Source organism: Rhodococcus sp. MEB032 (genome assembly GCF_030208925.1).
Lineage (GTDB): Bacteria > Actinomycetota > Actinomycetes > Mycobacteriales > Mycobacteriaceae > Rhodococcus_F > Rhodococcus_F qingshengii.
Window position 1 is genome coordinate 177,079 of sequence record NZ_JARVSY010000025.1, and the last position, 18,039, is coordinate 195,117.

At 63.8% G+C, this 18,039-nt stretch carries 17 protein-coding genes; 9 read left to right on the plus strand and 8 right to left on the minus strand.

What is annotated here, in order from left to right; all coding sequences use genetic code 11:
* Positions 1-20 precede the first annotated feature (20 nt).
* From QRN54_RS23625 to QRN54_RS23650, 6 genes are all read right to left on the minus strand, one after another.
* The gene (locus QRN54_RS23625) at positions 21-797 is read right to left on the minus strand and encodes a DUF998 domain-containing protein (RefSeq protein ID WP_030536614.1); all 777 of its coding nucleotides are present in this window, start codon (positions 795-797) and stop codon (positions 21-23) included.
* Positions 798-891: 94 nt separating this feature from the next.
* Positions 892-1,647: a sirohydrochlorin chelatase gene (locus tag QRN54_RS23630; protein ID WP_058039405.1), complete on the minus strand. Its 756-nt coding sequence runs from the start codon at positions 1,645-1,647 to the stop codon at positions 892-894.
* Positions 1,648-1,651: 4 nt separating this feature from the next.
* On the minus strand, positions 1,652-2,938 hold the full coding sequence (locus QRN54_RS23635; RefSeq protein WP_064074767.1) for a sulfate adenylyltransferase subunit 1: 1,287 nt from the start codon (positions 2,936-2,938) through the stop codon (positions 1,652-1,654).
* The gene (cysD, locus tag QRN54_RS23640; RefSeq protein ID WP_007731054.1) at positions 2,938-3,873 is read right to left on the minus strand and encodes a sulfate adenylyltransferase subunit CysD; all 936 of its coding nucleotides are present in this window, start codon (positions 3,871-3,873) and stop codon (positions 2,938-2,940) included. The genes QRN54_RS23635 and cysD overlap by 1 nt, the downstream gene beginning before the upstream one ends.
* Entirely contained in the window at positions 3,870-4,583 is a 714-nt protein-coding gene (locus tag QRN54_RS23645; RefSeq protein WP_047270796.1) for a phosphoadenylyl-sulfate reductase, read from the minus strand. The genes cysD and QRN54_RS23645 overlap by 4 nt, the downstream gene beginning before the upstream one ends.
* Complete coding sequence (locus tag QRN54_RS23650) at positions 4,580-6,310, minus strand: nitrite/sulfite reductase (RefSeq protein WP_042450188.1); 1,731 nt, start codon at positions 6,308-6,310, stop codon at positions 4,580-4,582. The genes QRN54_RS23645 and QRN54_RS23650 overlap by 4 nt, the downstream gene beginning before the upstream one ends.
* Before the next feature lie 502 nt (positions 6,311-6,812).
* Here QRN54_RS23650 and hemW point away from each other — a divergent pair.
* Together hemW and QRN54_RS23660 are read left to right on the plus strand one after the other, a co-directional pair.
* A complete protein-coding gene (hemW, locus tag QRN54_RS23655) occupies positions 6,813-8,039 on the plus strand; it encodes a radical SAM family heme chaperone HemW (protein WP_042450186.1) in 1,227 nt (408 codons plus the stop codon).
* A gap of 35 nt (positions 8,040-8,074) precedes the next feature.
* Positions 8,075-8,695 carry a CG0192-related protein gene (locus QRN54_RS23660; protein ID WP_054187696.1) on the plus strand — a complete coding sequence of 207 codons (621 nt, stop codon included), beginning with the start codon at positions 8,075-8,077 and terminating at the stop codon, positions 8,693-8,695.
* A gap of 26 nt (positions 8,696-8,721) precedes the next feature.
* Here QRN54_RS23660 and QRN54_RS23665 read toward each other — a convergent pair whose 3' ends face one another.
* A complete protein-coding gene (locus QRN54_RS23665; RefSeq protein ID WP_003944521.1) occupies positions 8,722-9,045 on the minus strand; it encodes a type II toxin-antitoxin system VapB family antitoxin in 324 nt (107 codons plus the stop codon).
* A gap of 157 nt (positions 9,046-9,202) precedes the next feature.
* Here QRN54_RS23665 and hrcA point away from each other — a divergent pair, with 157 nt between their 5' ends.
* The 5 genes from hrcA (at position 9,203) to QRN54_RS23690 (ending at position 14,395) form a co-directional block, all read left to right on the plus strand.
* Positions 9,203-10,246 (plus strand): heat-inducible transcriptional repressor HrcA, encoded by a 1,044-nt coding sequence (gene hrcA, locus QRN54_RS23670; RefSeq protein WP_003944583.1) that lies wholly within the window; start codon positions 9,203-9,205, stop codon positions 10,244-10,246.
* A gap of 80 nt (positions 10,247-10,326) precedes the next feature.
* Entirely contained in the window at positions 10,327-11,478 is a 1,152-nt protein-coding gene (gene dnaJ / locus QRN54_RS23675) for a molecular chaperone DnaJ (protein WP_003944460.1), read from the plus strand.
* 2 nt (positions 11,479-11,480) lie between these two features.
* A complete protein-coding gene (locus QRN54_RS23680; RefSeq protein ID WP_192712961.1) occupies positions 11,481-12,242 on the plus strand; it encodes a 16S rRNA (uracil(1498)-N(3))-methyltransferase in 762 nt (253 codons plus the stop codon).
* Between the two features lie 123 nt (positions 12,243-12,365).
* Positions 12,366-13,604 carry a L,D-transpeptidase gene (locus tag QRN54_RS23685; RefSeq protein WP_054187678.1) on the plus strand — a complete coding sequence of 413 codons (1,239 nt, stop codon included), beginning with the start codon at positions 12,366-12,368 and terminating at the stop codon, positions 13,602-13,604.
* A gap of 14 nt (positions 13,605-13,618) precedes the next feature.
* Positions 13,619-14,395: an alpha/beta hydrolase family protein gene (locus QRN54_RS23690; protein ID WP_042924086.1), complete on the plus strand. Its 777-nt coding sequence runs from the start codon at positions 13,619-13,621 to the stop codon at positions 14,393-14,395.
* On the opposite strand, the gene QRN54_RS23695 is transcribed toward QRN54_RS23690, so the two are convergent.
* The gene (locus tag QRN54_RS23695; RefSeq protein ID WP_054187677.1) at positions 14,387-15,991 is read right to left on the minus strand and encodes an MFS transporter; all 1,605 of its coding nucleotides are present in this window, start codon (positions 15,989-15,991) and stop codon (positions 14,387-14,389) included. The genes QRN54_RS23690 and QRN54_RS23695 overlap by 9 nt on opposite strands.
* Positions 15,992-16,119: 128 nt before the next feature.
* Here QRN54_RS23695 and QRN54_RS23700 point away from each other — a divergent pair, with 128 nt between their 5' ends.
* Entirely contained in the window at positions 16,120-16,815 is a 696-nt protein-coding gene (locus tag QRN54_RS23700) for a TetR/AcrR family transcriptional regulator (RefSeq protein WP_007731067.1), read from the plus strand.
* A 112-nt stretch (positions 16,816-16,927) separates the two neighbouring features.
* Complete coding sequence (locus tag QRN54_RS23705; protein WP_003944580.1) at positions 16,928-18,016, plus strand: PhoH family protein; 1,089 nt, start codon at positions 16,928-16,930, stop codon at positions 18,014-18,016.
* Positions 18,017-18,039 lie beyond the last annotated feature (23 nt).

An 18,039-nucleotide genomic window follows, 5' to 3' on the forward strand; every position in this document is an offset into this window, starting at 1 on the left:
CCCTGCTCACCCCCGGTTCGCTACAAACCGGTCAGCTCCCGTGGTGCGAGAACGTCGGTGGGCACTGCCGCGCGAGATCGACGCGGGCGCAACGACAACAGAGCGGTGATGAATCCGTTACCGGACAGTGTCAGTTCCACGTTCTTCAACACGGTTCGGCGCATCAACGCGAGCAGGGCCGCGACGCCGGTGACGGCCATCCACATAGGCAGCGGGTACAGCGTCAGGCGTTCACCAAGGCCGAAAGTGAGGGTTCGTCCGAGAAGCAGTACGGCACCGACGATTCCGGTAGCCGCGCACAGCCCTGACCACACTGCGATCCATTTGCTGTGCTTCCAGAATTGAATTGCCATGAGGACGAGAACGGCATGACGTGCGACGAAGCCGGGAAGTACGGCGGTCCAATGAACGAAGGTCCCGTCGTTCGCCGGGAAGAGGCCGGTGGCCGCGGTGCTCAATGCAACGACGACGGCAAGACCGAGAATCCACTTCTTCGCACGACCGTCCGGAATGTACTTGTGCAGCAAGGCCGCACCGAGGATGGTGAGCGCACCGAGGATCATGAAGGCCGCGTTCATCACGTCGTGCATCGGCGAACATGAATCCACGCTGCATGTCGTCACGCCCAGCGAACTGATGGAGTCGCGCGCGAAGCTGTACGGCGTCTTCCATGCTCCGGCTGTGAAGATTTCGACAAGCAGGTAGAGCACCGACAGGACCCATGCGATGCCGGCTGTGCCGAGGCGAAGATTGTGAGTGATGGTGTTCCCTCTCGCGGCGCTCTGAGGGGATTGCACCCAAAGATCTGTTTCGCAGGCGAAGGAGGTACCTTCGCGAGCTGGACAGATCCAACACTACGGTAACAATCTGATAACGGCCTGTGAAACCGGATCAGGCGGAGCGGACCAGACGGCCGGGTAGTGCATCAGCGACTTGTCGGTAACGGTCGATCATCGTTTCGATCAGTAGAGAGTGCCCACCGATCGTGTCGGCGAAACGCGCGCGCGGACATGCAGTTGCTGCGGCAGCGCTGAGTCGATCGGTCAGTAGGCCGGGAGCCAAGAACCACGGTGCGACGACAACACGTTCGGCGCCGTCCTGTTCGAGTGCGGAGATCGCCTGGGCAACTGTCGGTTCCGCGGATGTCGCGAAACAGATTCGAACGCCCGACCAGTTGGTTCCGCCGAGGAGAGTGGACGCCAATTCTGCGGTCGCGGCATTGGCGCGCGCATCGGACGAGCCGACTGCCGCAAGAGCGACACCGACCGACGGATCGTCCGGCCGGGCACCCACTTCGAGAATTCGCTCGCGTACTGCCTCGATCAGCCGAGCATCGCGACCCAGTACGTCTGCTTGGAACACGGTCAACTGGGGGTGGCGTGTCGCGGCAGCGGCCAAGAGTCCGGGCAGATCTACCCGGGCGTGGAAGGCATTGCCCAGCAGCATCGGAACAACAACGGCGTGAGTGTGGCCGTCGTGTGCAACTCCGTCCAGGACCTGATCGATGGACGGTGCATTGAGGTCGAGGAACGCCAGCCGGACATCGAGGTCTGGCCGGACTTCACGAAGAGCTGCCACAGCAGCCGCGATCACCCGAGCAGAACGGGGGTCACGGCTGCCGTGCGCAACAGCGATGAGCGGAACCATCGACTTAGACGCGGTCGCCCAATTCGACAGCGGAAATGACGTCGCCCACCAGGCCGGCTGCGAGAGTGTTTCCACCAGCGGGATCGATCAGCAGGAAGCTGCCGGTGTGGCGGTTGACGGCGTAGTCGTCAGCCACGATCGGCTCGGCCACCCGGATGGAGATCTTGCCGATCTCGTTGAGCTCGAGAGTGTCCGGGCCCTGATCCGTGGTGAGGTCCTGCTCGTTGAAGCGTTCCACCAAGCTGCCCACGATGGCCTGCGTCGTTCGCGTGCCGTGCTTGAGCAGCAGACGTGCACCGGGGCGCAGCGACTTCTCGGCCAGCCAGCAGACAGTGGCGTCGAATTCGCCGATCGGCTCGGGTGCGTCGGACGGCGATGCGATGGTGTCGCCGCGAGAGACGTCGACGTCGTCGGCCAGGATCAGCGTGACGCTGCGTCCGGCGTGGGCGACGTCCAGTTCGCCGTCGGCCGTGTCGATACGTGTGACGGTGGTGCGCGTACCCGAGGGCAGGATCACCACTTCGTCGCCGGGCACGACGGAACCGGCAGCGACCTGACCGGCGTAGCCGCGGTAGTCGAGGAACTCTGCGGTGCGGGGGCGGATCACGTACTGCACCGGGAAACGCAGACCGACGCGATGTGGCTCGGCGTCGACCGGAATCGACTCGAGGTGCTCGATCAGCGTGGGGCCGGTGTAGTACGGGGTCTTGTCGGAGCGGATGGCGACGTTGTCACCGTGCAGTGCCGACACCGGGATCTCGACGACGTCTTCGCTTGCCCAGCCAAGTGAGCTGGTGAGTTCGTTGAACTCGGCGGAGATCGAGGTGAAGACCTCTTCGGGGTTCTCGACGAGGTCGATCTTGTTCACGGCGAGAACGAGCTTCGGGACACCGAGCAACGCGAGAACCGCTGCGTGCCTGCGAGTCTGCGCGATGACGCCCTTGCGAGCATCGACCAGCAGGATCACGAGCTGAGCCGTCGAGGCACCGGAGACCGTGTTGCGGGTGTACTGCACGTGGCCCGGTGTATCGGCGAGCACGAAGGTGCGCTTGGGGGTCGCGAAGTAGCGGTACGCCACGTCGATGGTGATGCCCTGCTCACGCTCGGCGCGCAGTCCGTCCACCAGGAGCGAGAGGTCAGGGGTGTCGAGACCGCGGTCCACCGACGCACGGGTCACGGCGTCGATCTGGTCGGCGAGAACGGATTTCGTGTCGTACAACAGGCGGCCCACGAGGGTGGACTTTCCGTCGTCGACGCTGCCGGCAGTTGCCAGTCTGAGCAGATCGCTCATCAGAAGTAGCCCTCTCGCTTGCGGTCTTCCATGGCCGCTTCGGAAACTCGGTCGTCGCCACGGGTCGCGCCGCGCTCGGTCAAACGTGATGCCGCAACCTCGGCGAGGATCGCTTCGTTGTCAGCCGCATCGGAGAGAACAGCACCGGTGGTCGAACCGTCGCCGACGGTGCGGTAACGCACCGAAAGGGTCTGCAGCTCTTCGCCGTCAGCCGGCCCACCCCAGACTCCGGGGGTCATCCACATGCCGTCGCGCTGGTACACCGGACGCTGGTGGGCGTAGTAGATGCTGGCGAGTTCGACATTGTCGCGAGCGATGTAACGCCAGATGTCCAGTTCGGTGAAGTTGCTGAGCGGGAAGACGCGCACCTGCTCGCCGGGGGAGTGGCGACCGTTGTAGAGGTTCCACAGCTCCGGGCGCTGCTTCTTGGGATCCCACTGGCCGAAAGCGTTGCGCAGTGAGAAGATCCGCTCCTTGGCACGTGCCCGCTCCTCGTCGCGGCGAGCGCCACCGAAGACGGCGTCGAAGCGATTCTCCGAGATCGCGTCCAGCAACGGCACGGTCTGCAGAGGATTGCGGATACCGTCGGGACGCTCGGTGAGGCGACCGTCCGCGATGTACTCCTCGACGCTGGCCACGTGCAGGCGCAGGTTGTACTTGGCCACCACGTGGTCGCGGAAGTCGAGGACTTCCTGCAGGTTGTGGCCGGTGTCGACATGCAGCAGGGTGAACGGCAACGGCGCAGGCCAGAAGGCCTTGATCGCCAGGTGCAGCAGCACGGTGGAGTCCTTACCGCCCGAGAAGAGAATGACCGGGCGTTCGAATTCGCCGGCCACCTCTCGGAAGATGTGGATCGCTTCGGACTCGAGGGCGTCGAGAGTATCGAACTGTGTGCCGTCGAGCTGAGGCCGCGAAGGTGTCAAGTCAACTGTCATGATGCGTGCAACCCGCATTCTGTCTTGGAGGCACCGGCCCAACGACCGCTACGCGGATCGCTGCCGGGGGCTGGCTTGCTGGTGCAGGGTGCGCAGCCGATGGACGGATATCCCTCGTCGACAAGGGGATTGACGAGGATGGAATTGGTGTCGATGTAGTTCTGCATCTCCTCGTCCGACCAGGGAGCGATCGGGTTGATCTTCACGAGTCCGAAGGCTTCGTCGAAGGAGATCAGGGGAGCGTTGGCGCGGGTGGGCGCTTCGACGCGGCGGATGCCGGTCACCCACGCGCTGTACCCGGACAGTGTCTGCTTGAGCGGCGCGACTTTGCGTAGTGCGCAGCAGCGGTTGGGATCACGGGCGAACAGATCCTTGCCCTCGGCGACATCCTGCTCGGCGACGCTTGCCAGCGCACGAGCGTTGATGACGTTGACGCCGTACACCTGCTCGACCGCGTCACGCGTGCCGATGGTTTCGGGGAAGTGGTAGCCGGTGTCGAGGAAGAGTACGTCGACGCCCGGATGCACCTGTGCGGCAAGGTGAACCAACACCCCGTCCTGCATGTTCGACGCCACGATGTACGAGTCACCGAACGTGTCCTCGGTCCACTGCAACAGTTCCTGTGCGCTGGCTCCGTCGAGTTCTATTGCACCGCGCTCGGCGATGGACCGAAGCTCGTCGGCAGTTGCTCGCGAAATGTCCACTGTCATCGCAAATCTCCTTCGTCTGCGCGCACTGCCCATTCGGCGAACCGTTCACCTTCGTTGCGGTTCTTGACGAACTGACGTACGACGCGGTCGATGTAGTCACCCATCTCGACGCTGGTGACCTTGTGCTGGCGCAGCTTGCGTCCGAAGGCGCTGTCGAATCCGAGGCTGCCTCCCAGGTGAACCTGGAAACCCTCGACTTGATTCCCCTCACCGTCGTCGACGAGCTGGCCCTTGAAGCCGATGTCGGCGATCTGCGAGCGAGCGCAGGAGTTGGGGCAACCGTTGATGTTGATGGTGATCGGCACGTCGAGCTGGCTGTTGATGTCGGCAAGACGCTGTTCGAGTTCGGGCACGAGCACCTGCGAACGCTTGCGGGTCTCGGCGAACGAGAGCTTGCAGAACTCGATGCCGGAGCAGGCCATCAGGTTCTTGCGCCAGTGCGACGGACGGGCGGGAAGACCCAGCGCGTCGAGATCGGCGATGAGCGGCTCGAGCGTCTCGTCGGCGACGTCGAGGATGATCAGCTTCTGGTACGGAGTGAAGCGGATCCGGTCGCTGCCGGCCTTCTCGGCGGCGTCGGCGACCTGAGCCAGGATGTCTCCCGAGACGCGGCCGGCGATCGGAGCGAAACCGACTGCGTTGTGGCCGTTGCGGGTCTTCTGGATACCGACGTGATCGATCGGGCGCTTGGGCTTCTCGGGCGCGGGGCCGTCGATGAGCGGACGCTTCAGGTACTCGGTCTCGAGAACCTCGCGGAACTTCTCGATACCCCAGTCCTTGACGAGGAACTTGAGCCTGGCCTTCGCGCGCAGACGGCGGTAGCCGTAGTCACGGAAGATCGAGACGACGCCCTCCCAGACATCGGGGACCTCGTCGAGCGGAATCCAGGCGCCGACGCGCTGCGCCAGCATCGGGTTGGTGGACAGTCCGCCGCCGACCCAGAGGTCGAGGCCCGGGCCGTGCTCGGGGTGGTTCACGCCGATGAAGGCGATGTCGTTGATCTCGTGAACAACATCCTGCTGACCGGAGATAGCGGTCTTGAACTTGCGCGGCAGGTTGGAGTACTTGGGGTCGCCGATGTAGCGGCGCACGATCTCGTCGATCGCCGGGGTGGGATCGAGGACCTCGTCGAGCGATTCGCCGGCCAGGGGAGAACCGAGGACGACGCGAGGGCAGTCACCGCACGCTTCGGTGGTCTTGAGCCCGACGGCTTCGAGGCGCTTCCAGATCTCCGGGACGTTCTCGACTTCGATCCAGTGGAACTGAACGTTCTCACGGTCCGACAGGTCGGCGGTGTTCCGGCCGAATTCCTTCGAGATACCGGCGATGGTGCGCAGCTGCTCGACGTTCAGAGCGCCGGCGTCGCAACGCACGCGCATCATGAAGTACTTGGCCTCGAGCAGGTCGATGTTCTCGTCGCCGGTGAAGGTGCCGTCGTAGCCTTCTTCGCGCTGGGTGTAGAGACCCCACCAGCGGAAGCGGCCGCGAAGGTCGCCCTTGTCGATGCTGTCGAAGCCCTGCTTGGAGTAGATGTTCTCGATGCGGGCCCGAACGTTGAGCGGGTTGTCGTCCTTCTTGGCCTGCTCGTTGGCGTTGAGAGGCTCGCGGTAACCGAGGGCCCACTGACCTTCGGCGCGACGCTTGGCGGGACGCGCAGCGCGTGCAGGCCGGGCTTCGGCAGCTGCTGCCGAATCGGCGGGTGTGGCGGCGTCGGTGGTCGACGTCATCGATGAACTCCTGGATCTGGGCGGTTGATCGGCACGCGGCACGCACTATCGATGAACTGTGGCGGTGTCTGATCGGGACGCACCGGTCCGTGTCGGAAATCGAGGGGGCTGTCCTCGGTCTCGGAAAGCTCGCGGCCGGCAGGTGTGCTCACGAAAACGAACAGCTGGAGAAGCTGCGTCCCTGAAAAGGCATGTCTCTGCAGAGAGTGTTTCGGTGAAGCAGATGGAGATGAGCGGGAAAGGCTGGAAGATCAGTGAAAGATCAACAGCTACACAGGTGCAGACACGACGAGCTGCACACACGCTTGAAGTCGACATGGCGACGCGCCACAAGTCGCACTCCGAGTCCGGTCATGCGGTCCATTGTGCCACGTCAACTCGATAATTCCGACTCGGGCGCATATTTCCACGAAAAACGGGGGAAATATCGAGTTCAAGCCATACGCCGACCTGCATCGCAGGCTGAATAGGTGTGCGTTCCGGATGCTGGGACACTGGAGGTGTGAATGCCACCAGCACGACTCCCACTCGACAGAGCGAGGCGACGCCCTTCGCCTTGCCCGCGCGATCGCTCGAGGGTGTCGGGAAACGGCCGTTCGGGATCTACATCCACGTCCCGTTCTGTGCCACCAGGTGTGGGTACTGCGATTTCAACACCTACACGGCCGGTGAGCTCGGAACCTCGGCGTCGCCGCAGTCGTGGCTGGAGGGTCTGCGGCGCGAACTCGATCTCGCGGCCGAGATGACGGGCGCCCCGGCGGCGGAGACGGTGTTCGTGGGCGGTGGAACGCCGTCGCTGCTCGGTGGCGACGGATTGTCCGACGTGCTGTCGGCGGTGCGGAGCAGCTTCGGCTTGGCGTCCGGCGCCGAAGTGACCACGGAATCGAACCCCGAATCGACGTCGCCGGAGTTCTTCGGTGCTCTCCGCAGTGCGGGATTCACCCGGATTTCCCTCGGCATGCAGTCGGCCGCCCAGCACGTTCTGAAGATCCTCGACCGCACCCACACTCCCGGTCGCGCCGTCGCTGCCGCGAAAGAGGCTCGCGCAGCTGGTTTTTCGCACGTGAACTTGGATTTGATCTATGGAACGCCAGGGGAGCGCGATCAAGATCTGGACGCCTCTCTCGATGCGGTTCTCTCCGCCGATGTCGATCACGTCTCGGCCTACGCGTTGATCGTCGAGGACGGCACCGCCATGGCTCGCAAGGTCAGGCGCGGCGAGCTGCCCGCCCCGGACGACGACGTGCTGGCCTCGCGGTACGAACGAATCGATTCACGCCTGTCCGAGGCAGGCTTGCGGTGGTACGAGGTCTCCAACTGGGCAAAGGCGGAAACCGCGGACTCCGGTGACACCCGGTGTCGTCACAACCTCGGCTACTGGGACGGCGGTGACTGGTGGGGTGCCGGTCCGGGCGCGCACAGCCACGTCGGCGGAGTGCGGTGGTGGAACGTCAAGCACCCGGCGCGGTACGCGGAACAGTTGGCGCTCGGCGAACTTCCCGTCGGCGGCAGCGAAGAACTGACCGCCGAGGACGAACACATGGAGCGAGTCATGCTGACCGCACGGTTGCGTACGGGACTTCCGTTGTCGGAACTGTCTGCATCCGAACGTCTTTCGGCCGAACAGGTGGTAGTCGACGGGTTGGCCGTGATCGAGAACGATCACGTGGTTCTCACCGACCGTGGTCGCCTGCTCGCCGATGCGGTGATTCGCACGATCCTGACCTGACGCGCAACCATCCTTCGCCGCGTAATGTGGCCGTGGTGGCCATCATTCATCGTGCGCAGCTGAATCCGTCCAAGAACGACCTGCTCCGAGCGTGGGTGCCCAAGCAGCCGTGGCTCGGGTCGGTCGACTGTTCGACGCTCGAACGCGTCGACGCCTATCGTTTCGACGACCCGGACGGTGAGGTCGGAATCGAGACGCACCTGATGCGCTCTGCCGACGGTCGAATTCTTCAGGTCCCGCTCACTTATCGTGGTGCTCCGCTGGACGGGGCGGAGACCGCGCTGATCGCGACCATGGATCATTCGGTACTCGGCGAACGGTGGGTGTACGACGCATGCTGTGATCCGGTCTACGTCAGCGCGGTGGCGACCGCGATTCTGACGGGTGGGGCCGGAGTCGAACTGGTCTTCGCGGACACCGCCGATCACATCCCCGTGACGGCTCACGTAGTAGGCAGCGGTACGGCCGGCGCTTCCGTACCGGCAGTGGAATCCGTGACCTGCTCGACAGTCGGCACCGACACGATCATCCGCGCGGGAAGCCTGGAACTGACTGTGGCGAGAGTGATCGACGCAGATCGAGTGTCAGGCTCGGCAACGCTCACCGGAACCTGGCCGGGGCAGACGAATCCCGCACTGCTCGCGTTCGTCGGTTGAGTCTCGGTACCCGAGTCGCGTGAGCGTCAGCGGACTCCCTCGATGACACCGGGCATCGCGTCGAAGTCGAAGACACGCGCGTGCAGCACGACGCGGTTTCGCAGGGCCGAACGAACCGCTCGGTGCAGACCGTCCTCGAGGTAGAGAGTGCCGCGCCACTGCACTGCGTGCGGGAACAGATCGCCGTAGAAGGTCGAGTCCTCCGACAGCAGGCGATCGAGTTCGAGGACCTTCGTGGTGGTCACGATCTCGTCGAGTCGAACCTGACGTGGAGGGAACTTCGACCAGTCGCGTAGAGACAGTCCGTGATCGGGATACGGTTTGCCGTCCATCACGCCTTTGAAGATCATGTGCCGCCTTGTCCATGGTTGTGCGATCGACCTTTCGCCGATCTCACTCCACAGTAAGGGCAACAGCCGTCTCTGGCGCTCGGGCGATTAGACTGCCAGTGGAAACCGATGTGTAAATGTCGGCGTTCGTTCTTTTCAGGAAACGGAGGTGGCAACGATGTCGAGTACCGACGACAGGCGTTTCGAGGTCTTACGTGCAATCGTGGCCGATTACGTCTCCACCCAGGACCCGGTGGGATCCAAGGCACTGGTCGAGCGTCACAACCTCGGAGTGTCGAGCGCCACTGTGCGCAACGACATGGCATTCCTCGAGGCCGAGGGCTACATCGCCCAACCGCACACCAGTTCCGGCCGCGTCCCCACCGACAAGGGATACCGCGAATTCGTCGATCGCATCGCCGACGTCAAGCCCATGTCCGGGCCCGAGCGTCGAGCGATCCTCGAGTTCTTGGAGTCGGGTGTCGACCTCGACGACGTTCTGCGTCGTGGTGTGCGACTGCTCGCGCAACTGACCCGTCAGGTCGCGGTTGTCCAGTACCCGTCGCTGTCCGCGTCGTCGGTTCGCCACCTCGAGGTGGTCGCTTTGACGCCGGCGCGCCTGCTTCTCGTTCTCATCACCGATTCCGGCCGCGTCGATCAGCGAATCGTCGAACTCGGAGACGTCCTCGAAGACGAAGACCTTTCCCGGTTGCGCACGCTTCTCGGCGGAGCACTGGAAGGAAAGCGCCTGGCCGCCGCGTCGATTGCCGTGGCGGAACTGGCCGACGAGTCTCCGGCCGACCTTCGCGACGCCGTGATCCGCTCGGCAACGGTTCTGGTCGAGACCCTGGTCGAGCATCCGGAAGATCGTCTCGTTCTGGGCGGAACCTCGAATCTCACGCGCAACGCCGCCGATTTCTCCGGTCTGGCCGGCTTCCCCGGTTCGCTGCGCGCTGTGCTCGAAGCACTGGAAGAGCAGGTAGTGGTCCTCAAACTGCTCGCTGCGACGCAGAACTCCGGCACGGTCACCGTTCAGATCGGTGAAGAGACGCAGGTCGAACAGATGCGCGGAACCTCTGTGATTTCGACTGGCTACGGCGCGGCCGGTACCGTTTTCGGTGGTGTCGGTGTGCTCGGACCCACTCGGATGGACTATCCGGGAACAATTGCATCGGTTGCCGCCGTTGCCAGATACATCGGCGAAGTTCTCTCCGAGCGATGACGGACGTCGACATTCGTCGGCACGCCTCCTCGCGAGGACTGAGGAAAACCTAGAAGTAAGAGAAGGACGAGAGACTCAACGTGGCACGGGATTACTACGGATTGCTCGGCGTCGACAAGAACGCGACAGACCAGGAGCTCAAGCGCGCTTACCGCAAGCTGGCACGCGAACTGCACCCGGACGTCAACCCTGACGAGGCGGCGCAGGCCAAGTTCAAGGAGATCTCGACGGCCTACGAGGTCCTGACCGACCCGGAGAAGCGTCGCATCGTCGATCTCGGCGGAGACCCGCTCGAGTCCGGTGGTGGCGGCGGTGGTGGCTTCGGCGGCGGATTCGGTGGCGGCGGCCTCGGCGACGTCTTCGAAGCATTCTTCGGCGGCGGTGGCGGCGCAGGTCGTGGGCCGCGCGGTCGCGTTCAGCCCGGAGCCGACTCGTTGCTTCGCACCAAGCTGACCCTCGCAGAATGTGCGACGGGAGTCAGCAAGCACGTGACCGTCGAGACGGCCATTCTGTGCGACAGCTGCACCGGAGCCGGAACCAACGGCGACTCCAAGCCTGTCCGCTGTGAGACCTGCAACGGTGCCGGCGAAGTTCAGTCCATCCAGCGCTCGTTCCTCGGTCAGGTCATGACCTCGCGTCCCTGCCCGACGTGCCGCGGTGCCGGTGAGACCATCCCGGATCCCTGCCACAAGTGTGGCGGCGACGGCCGAGTTCGGGCCAAGCGTGACATCACCGTGAAGGTTCCCGCGGGCGTCGCCGGTGGCATGCGCATCCGTTTGACCGCGCAGGGTGAAGTGGGCCCGGGCGGCGGACACCCCGGCGACCTCTACGTCGAGATCGTCGAGCAGCAGCACGACGTCTTCGTTCGAGACGGTGAAGACCTGCACTGCACGATCCGCGTTCCGATGGTCGACGCAGCGCTCGGTACGACTGTCACCGTCGACACCATCATCGACGGCCCCAAGGAAATCACCATCGAGCCAGGCACCCAGCCCGGACACGTTGCTGTTCTTCGCGGTCATGGCATGCCGAAACTGCGGTCGGGAGTGCGCGGCGACGTGCACGCTCACCTCGAGGTGGTCATCCCGAGCCGTCTCGATCACAAGCAGTCCAAGCTGCTCAAGGAATTCAAGCTGCTCCGCGATCGTGACGAGGCCGAGGTTGTCTCGACGGCCTCGCAGAACAGCGGTGGATTGTTCTCGCGTCTTCGCGAAGCATTCAGCGGCCGCTGACGGTGGCCGCAACGGTCTTCTTTCTCGACCCGGTTCCCGGCGTCGGTGAAATCGCAGTTCTGGACGGACAGGAGGGTCGCCACGCGGCCACTGTCCGCCGGATCGGCGTCGGTGAGCGATTGGTGTTGGCCGACGGCCGTGGCCGGGTGGCCGACGCCGAGGTGACGAGCGTCGGCAAGGACCGCCTGGAACTGTTGGTCAGTGACGTTCAGGTTCTCGAGCAGCCCAAGCCGTTGGTGACCCTCGTTCAGGCACTTCCCAAGGCCGAGCGTTCCGAGTTGGCCGTCGAACTGGCGACCGAGGCGGGGATCGACGCGGTGATCCCGTGGCATTCCTTGCGTTGTGTCGCCAAGTGGGAGGGCCCCAAGCTCGCCAAGGGCGTCGCACGCTGGCGAAGTGCGGCAGTGTCTGCCGCAAAGCAGTCCAGACGCGCGTTCGTCCCGGAAATTGCGGAACTGCACAAGACGCCGGCGGTGATCGCGTTGGTTCGTGACGCCGTTGCCCGCGGCGCTGTGGTTGCGGTGCTTCACGAATCGGCGACGACGCCGTTGGCCGGTTTGCCGCTGGCGAGCGCGGACGAGGTATTTCTGGTTGTCGGTCCCGAAGGTGGGCTGGACGATTCGGAGATCAACGCGTTGTCGGAGGCCGGGGCCACTCCGGTGCTTCTCGGCCCGACGGTCCTGCGCACGTCGACCGCCGGGGCTGTTGCTCTGGGCGCGATCGGAGTGCTGACCGATCGCTGGGGACCACGGCCACTGCACTGATCTTGTTGTGATCCCGAGCTGAATCGGATCCGGCGCTCAGCGAAGTGTCAGATTTGCGCACTATCGTAAGGACGTCGGGGGTCGCCTTCGGCGTGAGTTGGTTCGGGGATTTCAGGAGGCCAGATGTTGTCACGTGCGCATATGCGAATCGTTGGAGCGGTGTGTGCCGCGGCGGCGTTGATGCTCGTCGCGGGGTGCACGGTCTCCACCGGAGACAACACGGGTTCCTCCAGCAGCGCCGTCACCACTACCCCGACCAGCGAGGCGCTCGTCACCGTCACACCGGCGGACGGCGGAACTCCGGTGAGTCCACTCGACCCCATCGAGGTCCAGGTCGCGAAGGGAACACTGACGACCGTCGCGCTGACCAATCCCGAGGGTAAGGAAGTCGCCGGTATCACCACGCCGGACAAGACGTCCTGGAAACCGAGCGAACCACTCGGATACGGCAAGACTTACAAGCTGGTCGTCGACGTCGTCGACGCGAATGGTGTTGCCACGACCAAGAACACGACGCTGACCACCGTCGCGCCGAGTAACCAGACCCGGGCGTACATCAACACCACCGGTGGCGCCTCGATATCGGACGGTGGCACGTACGGTGTCGGCACCGTCGTCGCCGTTCATTTCGACGAGTTGATCGGTGACAAGGCCGCGGCCGAGAAGTCTCTGCTGGTCACAACCAATCCGCCCGTACAGGGATCGTGGTACTGGGTCGACGGTCAGAACGTTCACTGGCGACCGCAGAACTACTACGCACCAGGCACGACGGTCTCGGTGAATGCGAACATCTACGGCAAGCAGCTCGGCAACGGACTGTACGGCCAGCAGGACGACACCGTGTCCTTCAAAATCGGCGACTCCCACGTCTCGGTCGCCGACGACAACACCAAGATGGTGACCGTCTACGAAAACGGTCAGGTGATCAAGGAAATGCCGACCTCGATGGGAATGGGCGGCACCGAGACGATCGGCGGCACGACGCTCTCGTTCTGGACCCAGCCCGGCACGTACACCGTGATGGACAAGGCCAACCCCGTCATCATGGATTCGTCGACCTACGGTCTGCCGATCAACTCGCGCCTCGGCTACAAGGAATCCATCAACTGGGCCACCCGCATCAGCACCGACGGTATCTATCTTCACGAGTTGGAGAGCACCGTCTGGGCGCAGGGAAACACCGACACCTCGCACGGTTGCCTCAATCTCAGTGCGGCCAATGCCAAATGGTTCTTCGATTTCTCGCAGCCGGGAGATGTCGTCGAGATCAAGAACACCGGCGGCGCTCCGCTGGAGGTGTGGCAGAACGGCGACTGGACCCTTTCCTGGGCAGACTGGGCCGCAGGCAGCGCCCTCGCCTGAGATAGATTTCCTCGGTGCCTCGATTCAAGATTCCGTACGGCCGACACGAGCAGCAGTTCGGGCATCTCTACGTTCCCGACGGAGTCGCTGACGGCCCGATCCCGGTCGTCATGCAGATCCACGGCGGCTTCTGGAGCGGGCAGTACGGATTGACTCTGGGCACCGCATTTGCCGTCGAACTCGCGCGGCACGGCGTCGCGGTGTGGAACATCGAATACCGCCGTCTCGGGGCGGGCGGTGGTTGGCCGGAGATGTCCGCCGACGTGAAAACGGCGTACGACGAAATCCCCGGACTGGTTGCCGGGAAGTCCTCGGCCGAATTGGATCTGAATCAGATTCGCTTGCTCGGGCATTCGGCCGGAGGACATCTTGCAGTGTGGCTGGCGGGGGAGAAGGACACGTTTACCCGGCCTGAACGGGTCATCGCACAGGCGGCCGCACTCGATCTGGCGTCGGCAGGCGAGCGTGGACGACGGATCAGCTTCATCGAGGATCTGTTCGGCGTTCCGTTCGACGCGGACCCGGATCTGTATCGCAGTGCGTCGCCGCAGCATCGATTGCCGATCGGCGTCCCCGTTGTGTGCGTCACGGGTGCGGAGGATCTGCAGGTGCCGGCCAAGGTGAGCTCCCGGTACGCGAAAGCCGCGGAAGCGGCTGGTGATCCCGTGGCACTGCGTGTGATCGAGGGCGAAGGACACGACGCATTTCTCTCACCCTCGACCGAGTCGTGGCGGGTCTCCCGCGAGTTGGTTCTCGCCGAAGACCCGCTGGCTCCGAGCACGTCAGACTGACGCGGGGTCCACTTCCACAGGGGCCTTCTTGCCCGGCAGGATGAACGCCACGACAACTGCCCCCACGAACAGTGCAAGACCGCCCGCCCAACTGGCCGCCGAAATCGCGTCGGCGTAGGCACTGCCTGCGGCGTCGAGCAACGGCCCTGCCTGAGCTGCAGCCAACGGGTTGCCTGCCATCTCTTCGGCGACCAACGAAGCGCCGCCGACGGATTCGCCCGACACCTCCATCGCGTACGCGGCCTGTTGCGCAAGTTCGCCCGTCAACTGCGGAACCTGCATTCCATCGATGAATCCGGCAATCGAATCCTTGTAGCTCGCAGCGAGGATCGAGCCGAGGATCGCGATACCCAGCGAGCCGCCGAGTTCGATGGCGGTGTCGTTGAGGCCACCCGCAGCACCGAGATCGTCCTCGGAGAAGTTGTCCATGATGGCGTCGGTGGCCGGCGGTTCGCTGAGACCGATGCCCAGGCCGAGCAGGATCAGTGGGACTGCGAACATCCAGTAGCCCGAATCGCCGTCGACCTGCGTGAGAATCAGAACGCCGATCGCGGCGACCACCATGCCGCCGACGATGGACGCCCGGACGCCGATCAGCGGAGTGATCCGCCCACTGACAACGGCGCCGATCGAAACGGCAATTGCCAAGGGCAGCAAACGAACACCGGTTTCGAGTGCGCCGTAGCCGAGGATGAACTGGAACTGCTGTGAGATGAAGTAGATGGCGCCGAAGGCGGCCAGGAACAGCAGAAGTACGGCGAGCGTCGCGCCGCCGACCATGCGCTGGCCGAGCTTACGGACGTCGAGCAGTGGCTGCGGGTGACGCAGTTCCCAGACGACGAACGAGACGAGGCCGATCGCAGCGAGTACCGCGGCACCGATGGGTCCGCCGGTCCACCCGAAGTGGAATCCGTTGATGATCGAGTACACGAGCGAGCCGATGGTGACCACCGAGAGTGCGCCGCCGATCCAGTCGATCCGGCCCAGGTGCTCGGCCTTGCTCGGCGGCACCAGAATTACGGCGGCGACGGCAGCGACTGCGGCGATCGGGACGTTGATCAGGAAAGTGATGCTCCAGGAATGACTGTCGAGAATCCATCCGGCCAACAGCGGACCGAGTGCAATCGCGAGACCCGACGTCGCCGCCCACGCCGCGATGGCGCGTGATCGCTCCGCTTTGGGAAAGGTAGCGACCAGAAGCGAAAGCGTCGCGGGCATGATGATCGCGGCGCCGACGCCCATGATCATTCGTGCCGCGATGACGGCGTTGGTGGTGTCCGCGATGCTGCCGAAGACGGCGCCGCCGGCGAACACGGCGAGTCCGGCGAGAAGTGCGCCGCGGCGACTGTACTTGTCACCGATCACGCCGAACAGCAGCATCAATGCGGCGTAGGGGACGGTGTAGCCGTCGATGACCCATTGAAGTTGCGTGCTGGTGAGGCCGAGGTCTCTGGTCATGTCCGGCGCCGCGACGATCAGCGCGGTATTCGCCATCACGACGATCAGCAGACTCAGGCACAACACCCCGAGCGCGGCCCACCGCCGTGAGTACGGCTGGTCCATCTCCGAGACAGGTTTGCTCATGAGTGTCGTCATGACGCGACTCCGTTCCTGATGATCGAAGACACTCCTCGATCTATTTGCACACTGATGTGTAAGTTAATAACTTGCACACCGATGTGCAACTATGATTGACCTAGATCACAGTTGGGCAGTCGAAAGAGGTGGAACGCGCGTTGACGCATTCGGGCACAGTCGTTTCGGGAACTGCCGAATCGGGCGGACGGCAGCGTCGTAGTCAGGCCGCGGCCAATCGCAATCGCATCATCGAGGCGGCGATCACGGCGTTCGCTGCTGATCCGGATGCGAGCATGGACGACGTCGCAAAGGCCGCCGGTGTGGTCAGGCGAACCGTGTACGCGCATTTCGACAGCCGAGAGGCGCTGATCAACGGCATCGTGGACGAGGCGTCGACCGATCTCGTAGCTGCGCTGAGCCAAGCCGGCGAGCCGCCCGAGCGCCCGGATCTGGCGACTGCCGTACTGGCATTGCTGTCATGGCCGGTCGGTGATCGCTTCCGGATGCTGCTCAGCTTTGCTCGCAAAGAGTTGGGGGAGCAGCGGATTCTCGATCTGATGGAGCCCGCGCGCGCCGTGAGTATCAGCGTCGTCGAGCGCGGTCAGCGTGACGGAACCTTCTCGAAATACCTGCCGGCCGAGACTCTGGTAGCGATGACCGAGGCGATCACGATCACTTTGTTCGATCAGGCCAACAGTGGGCTCATCACGGACTCGGGCGAATCCTTTGCCGCCGTGTGCCTGGTCATCGCGGGTATCAGTCCGGACAGAAGCTCCGAGATCGTCGCCGAAGCGTCGGAGTGGATCCGCGAATCGCTGCCGTCCGGTCGCCGCGAGGATTAGGCCGGGACGATTAACAAGTGGGCCGTGTCCGACTCTGGCGCTAGACTTCGAAGTATCGAGGCTCACGAGTCGAGTGGGCTGATCGGACCAGAAAGCAGGCCATATTCACCACGTGAGTGAACACAGTGAACTCGACGGGAACCGTGTAACCACCATCACCGAGCGCGCTCTGCCCGCAGAGCGCACCGTCCGTTCGAGTATGGATCTGGCGCCGGAGACCGTGCGTCAAATCCTGGGGGCGACGGACGAGAATCTCACCGCGATCGAACGTGAGCTTCGTGCCGACATTCATGTACGTGGCGGAACCATCTCCTTGTCGGGGACGGCTGCAGACGTGGCGCTGGCAGAACGTGTGTTCAGTGAATTGGCGTCGCTGGCCGGTCGGGGGCAGCCCATTGCCCCGGACGCTGTTCGACGAACCATCGGCATGCTCACCAACGAGGTCGGCGAGTCTCCGGCCGAGGTGCTCTCCCTCGACATTCTTTCGCGTCGGGGCAAGACGATTCGGCCGAAGACCCTCAACCAGAAACGCTACGTCGACGCCATCGACGAGAACACCATCGTGTTCGGAGTCGGCCCGGCCGGTACCGGCAAGACCTACCTCGCCATGGCCAAGGCCGTTCAGGCGTTGCAGGCCAAGCAGGTCTCTCGGATCATCTTGACCAGGCCGGCAGTCGAGGCCGGGGAGCGACTGGGCTTTCTGCCCGGCACGCTGCACGAGAAGATCGATCCGTATCTCCGCCCGCTGCACGACGCATTGCACGACATGATGGATCCCGAGGCGATTCCGAAGTTGATGCAGGCCGGAGTCATCGAGGTCGCTCCGCTCGCCTACATGCGTGGCCGGACGCTCAACGACGCCTTCATCATCTTGGACGAAGCGCAGAACACCACGGCCGAGCAGATGAAGATGTTCCTGACCCGCCTCGGGTTCGGTTCCAAAATCGTGGTCACCGGAGACGTGACCCAGGTCGATCTGCCGGGCGGGGCCCGTTCGGGTCTGCGCGCGGCATCCGAAATCCTCACCGGGATCGACGATATTCATTTCGCCACTCTCGACAGCAGCGACGTCGTACGTCATCGGCTGGTCTCTCACATCGTCGACGCTTACGAGCGTCACGAATCGGATCGGTCCGGCGAGTTGGCGGTCGGAAACCGTGCGCAGCGCCGCGCTGCACATGCTCATTCGCCGCGACGGTAGGCTGAGCGACGCATCAACCCCTA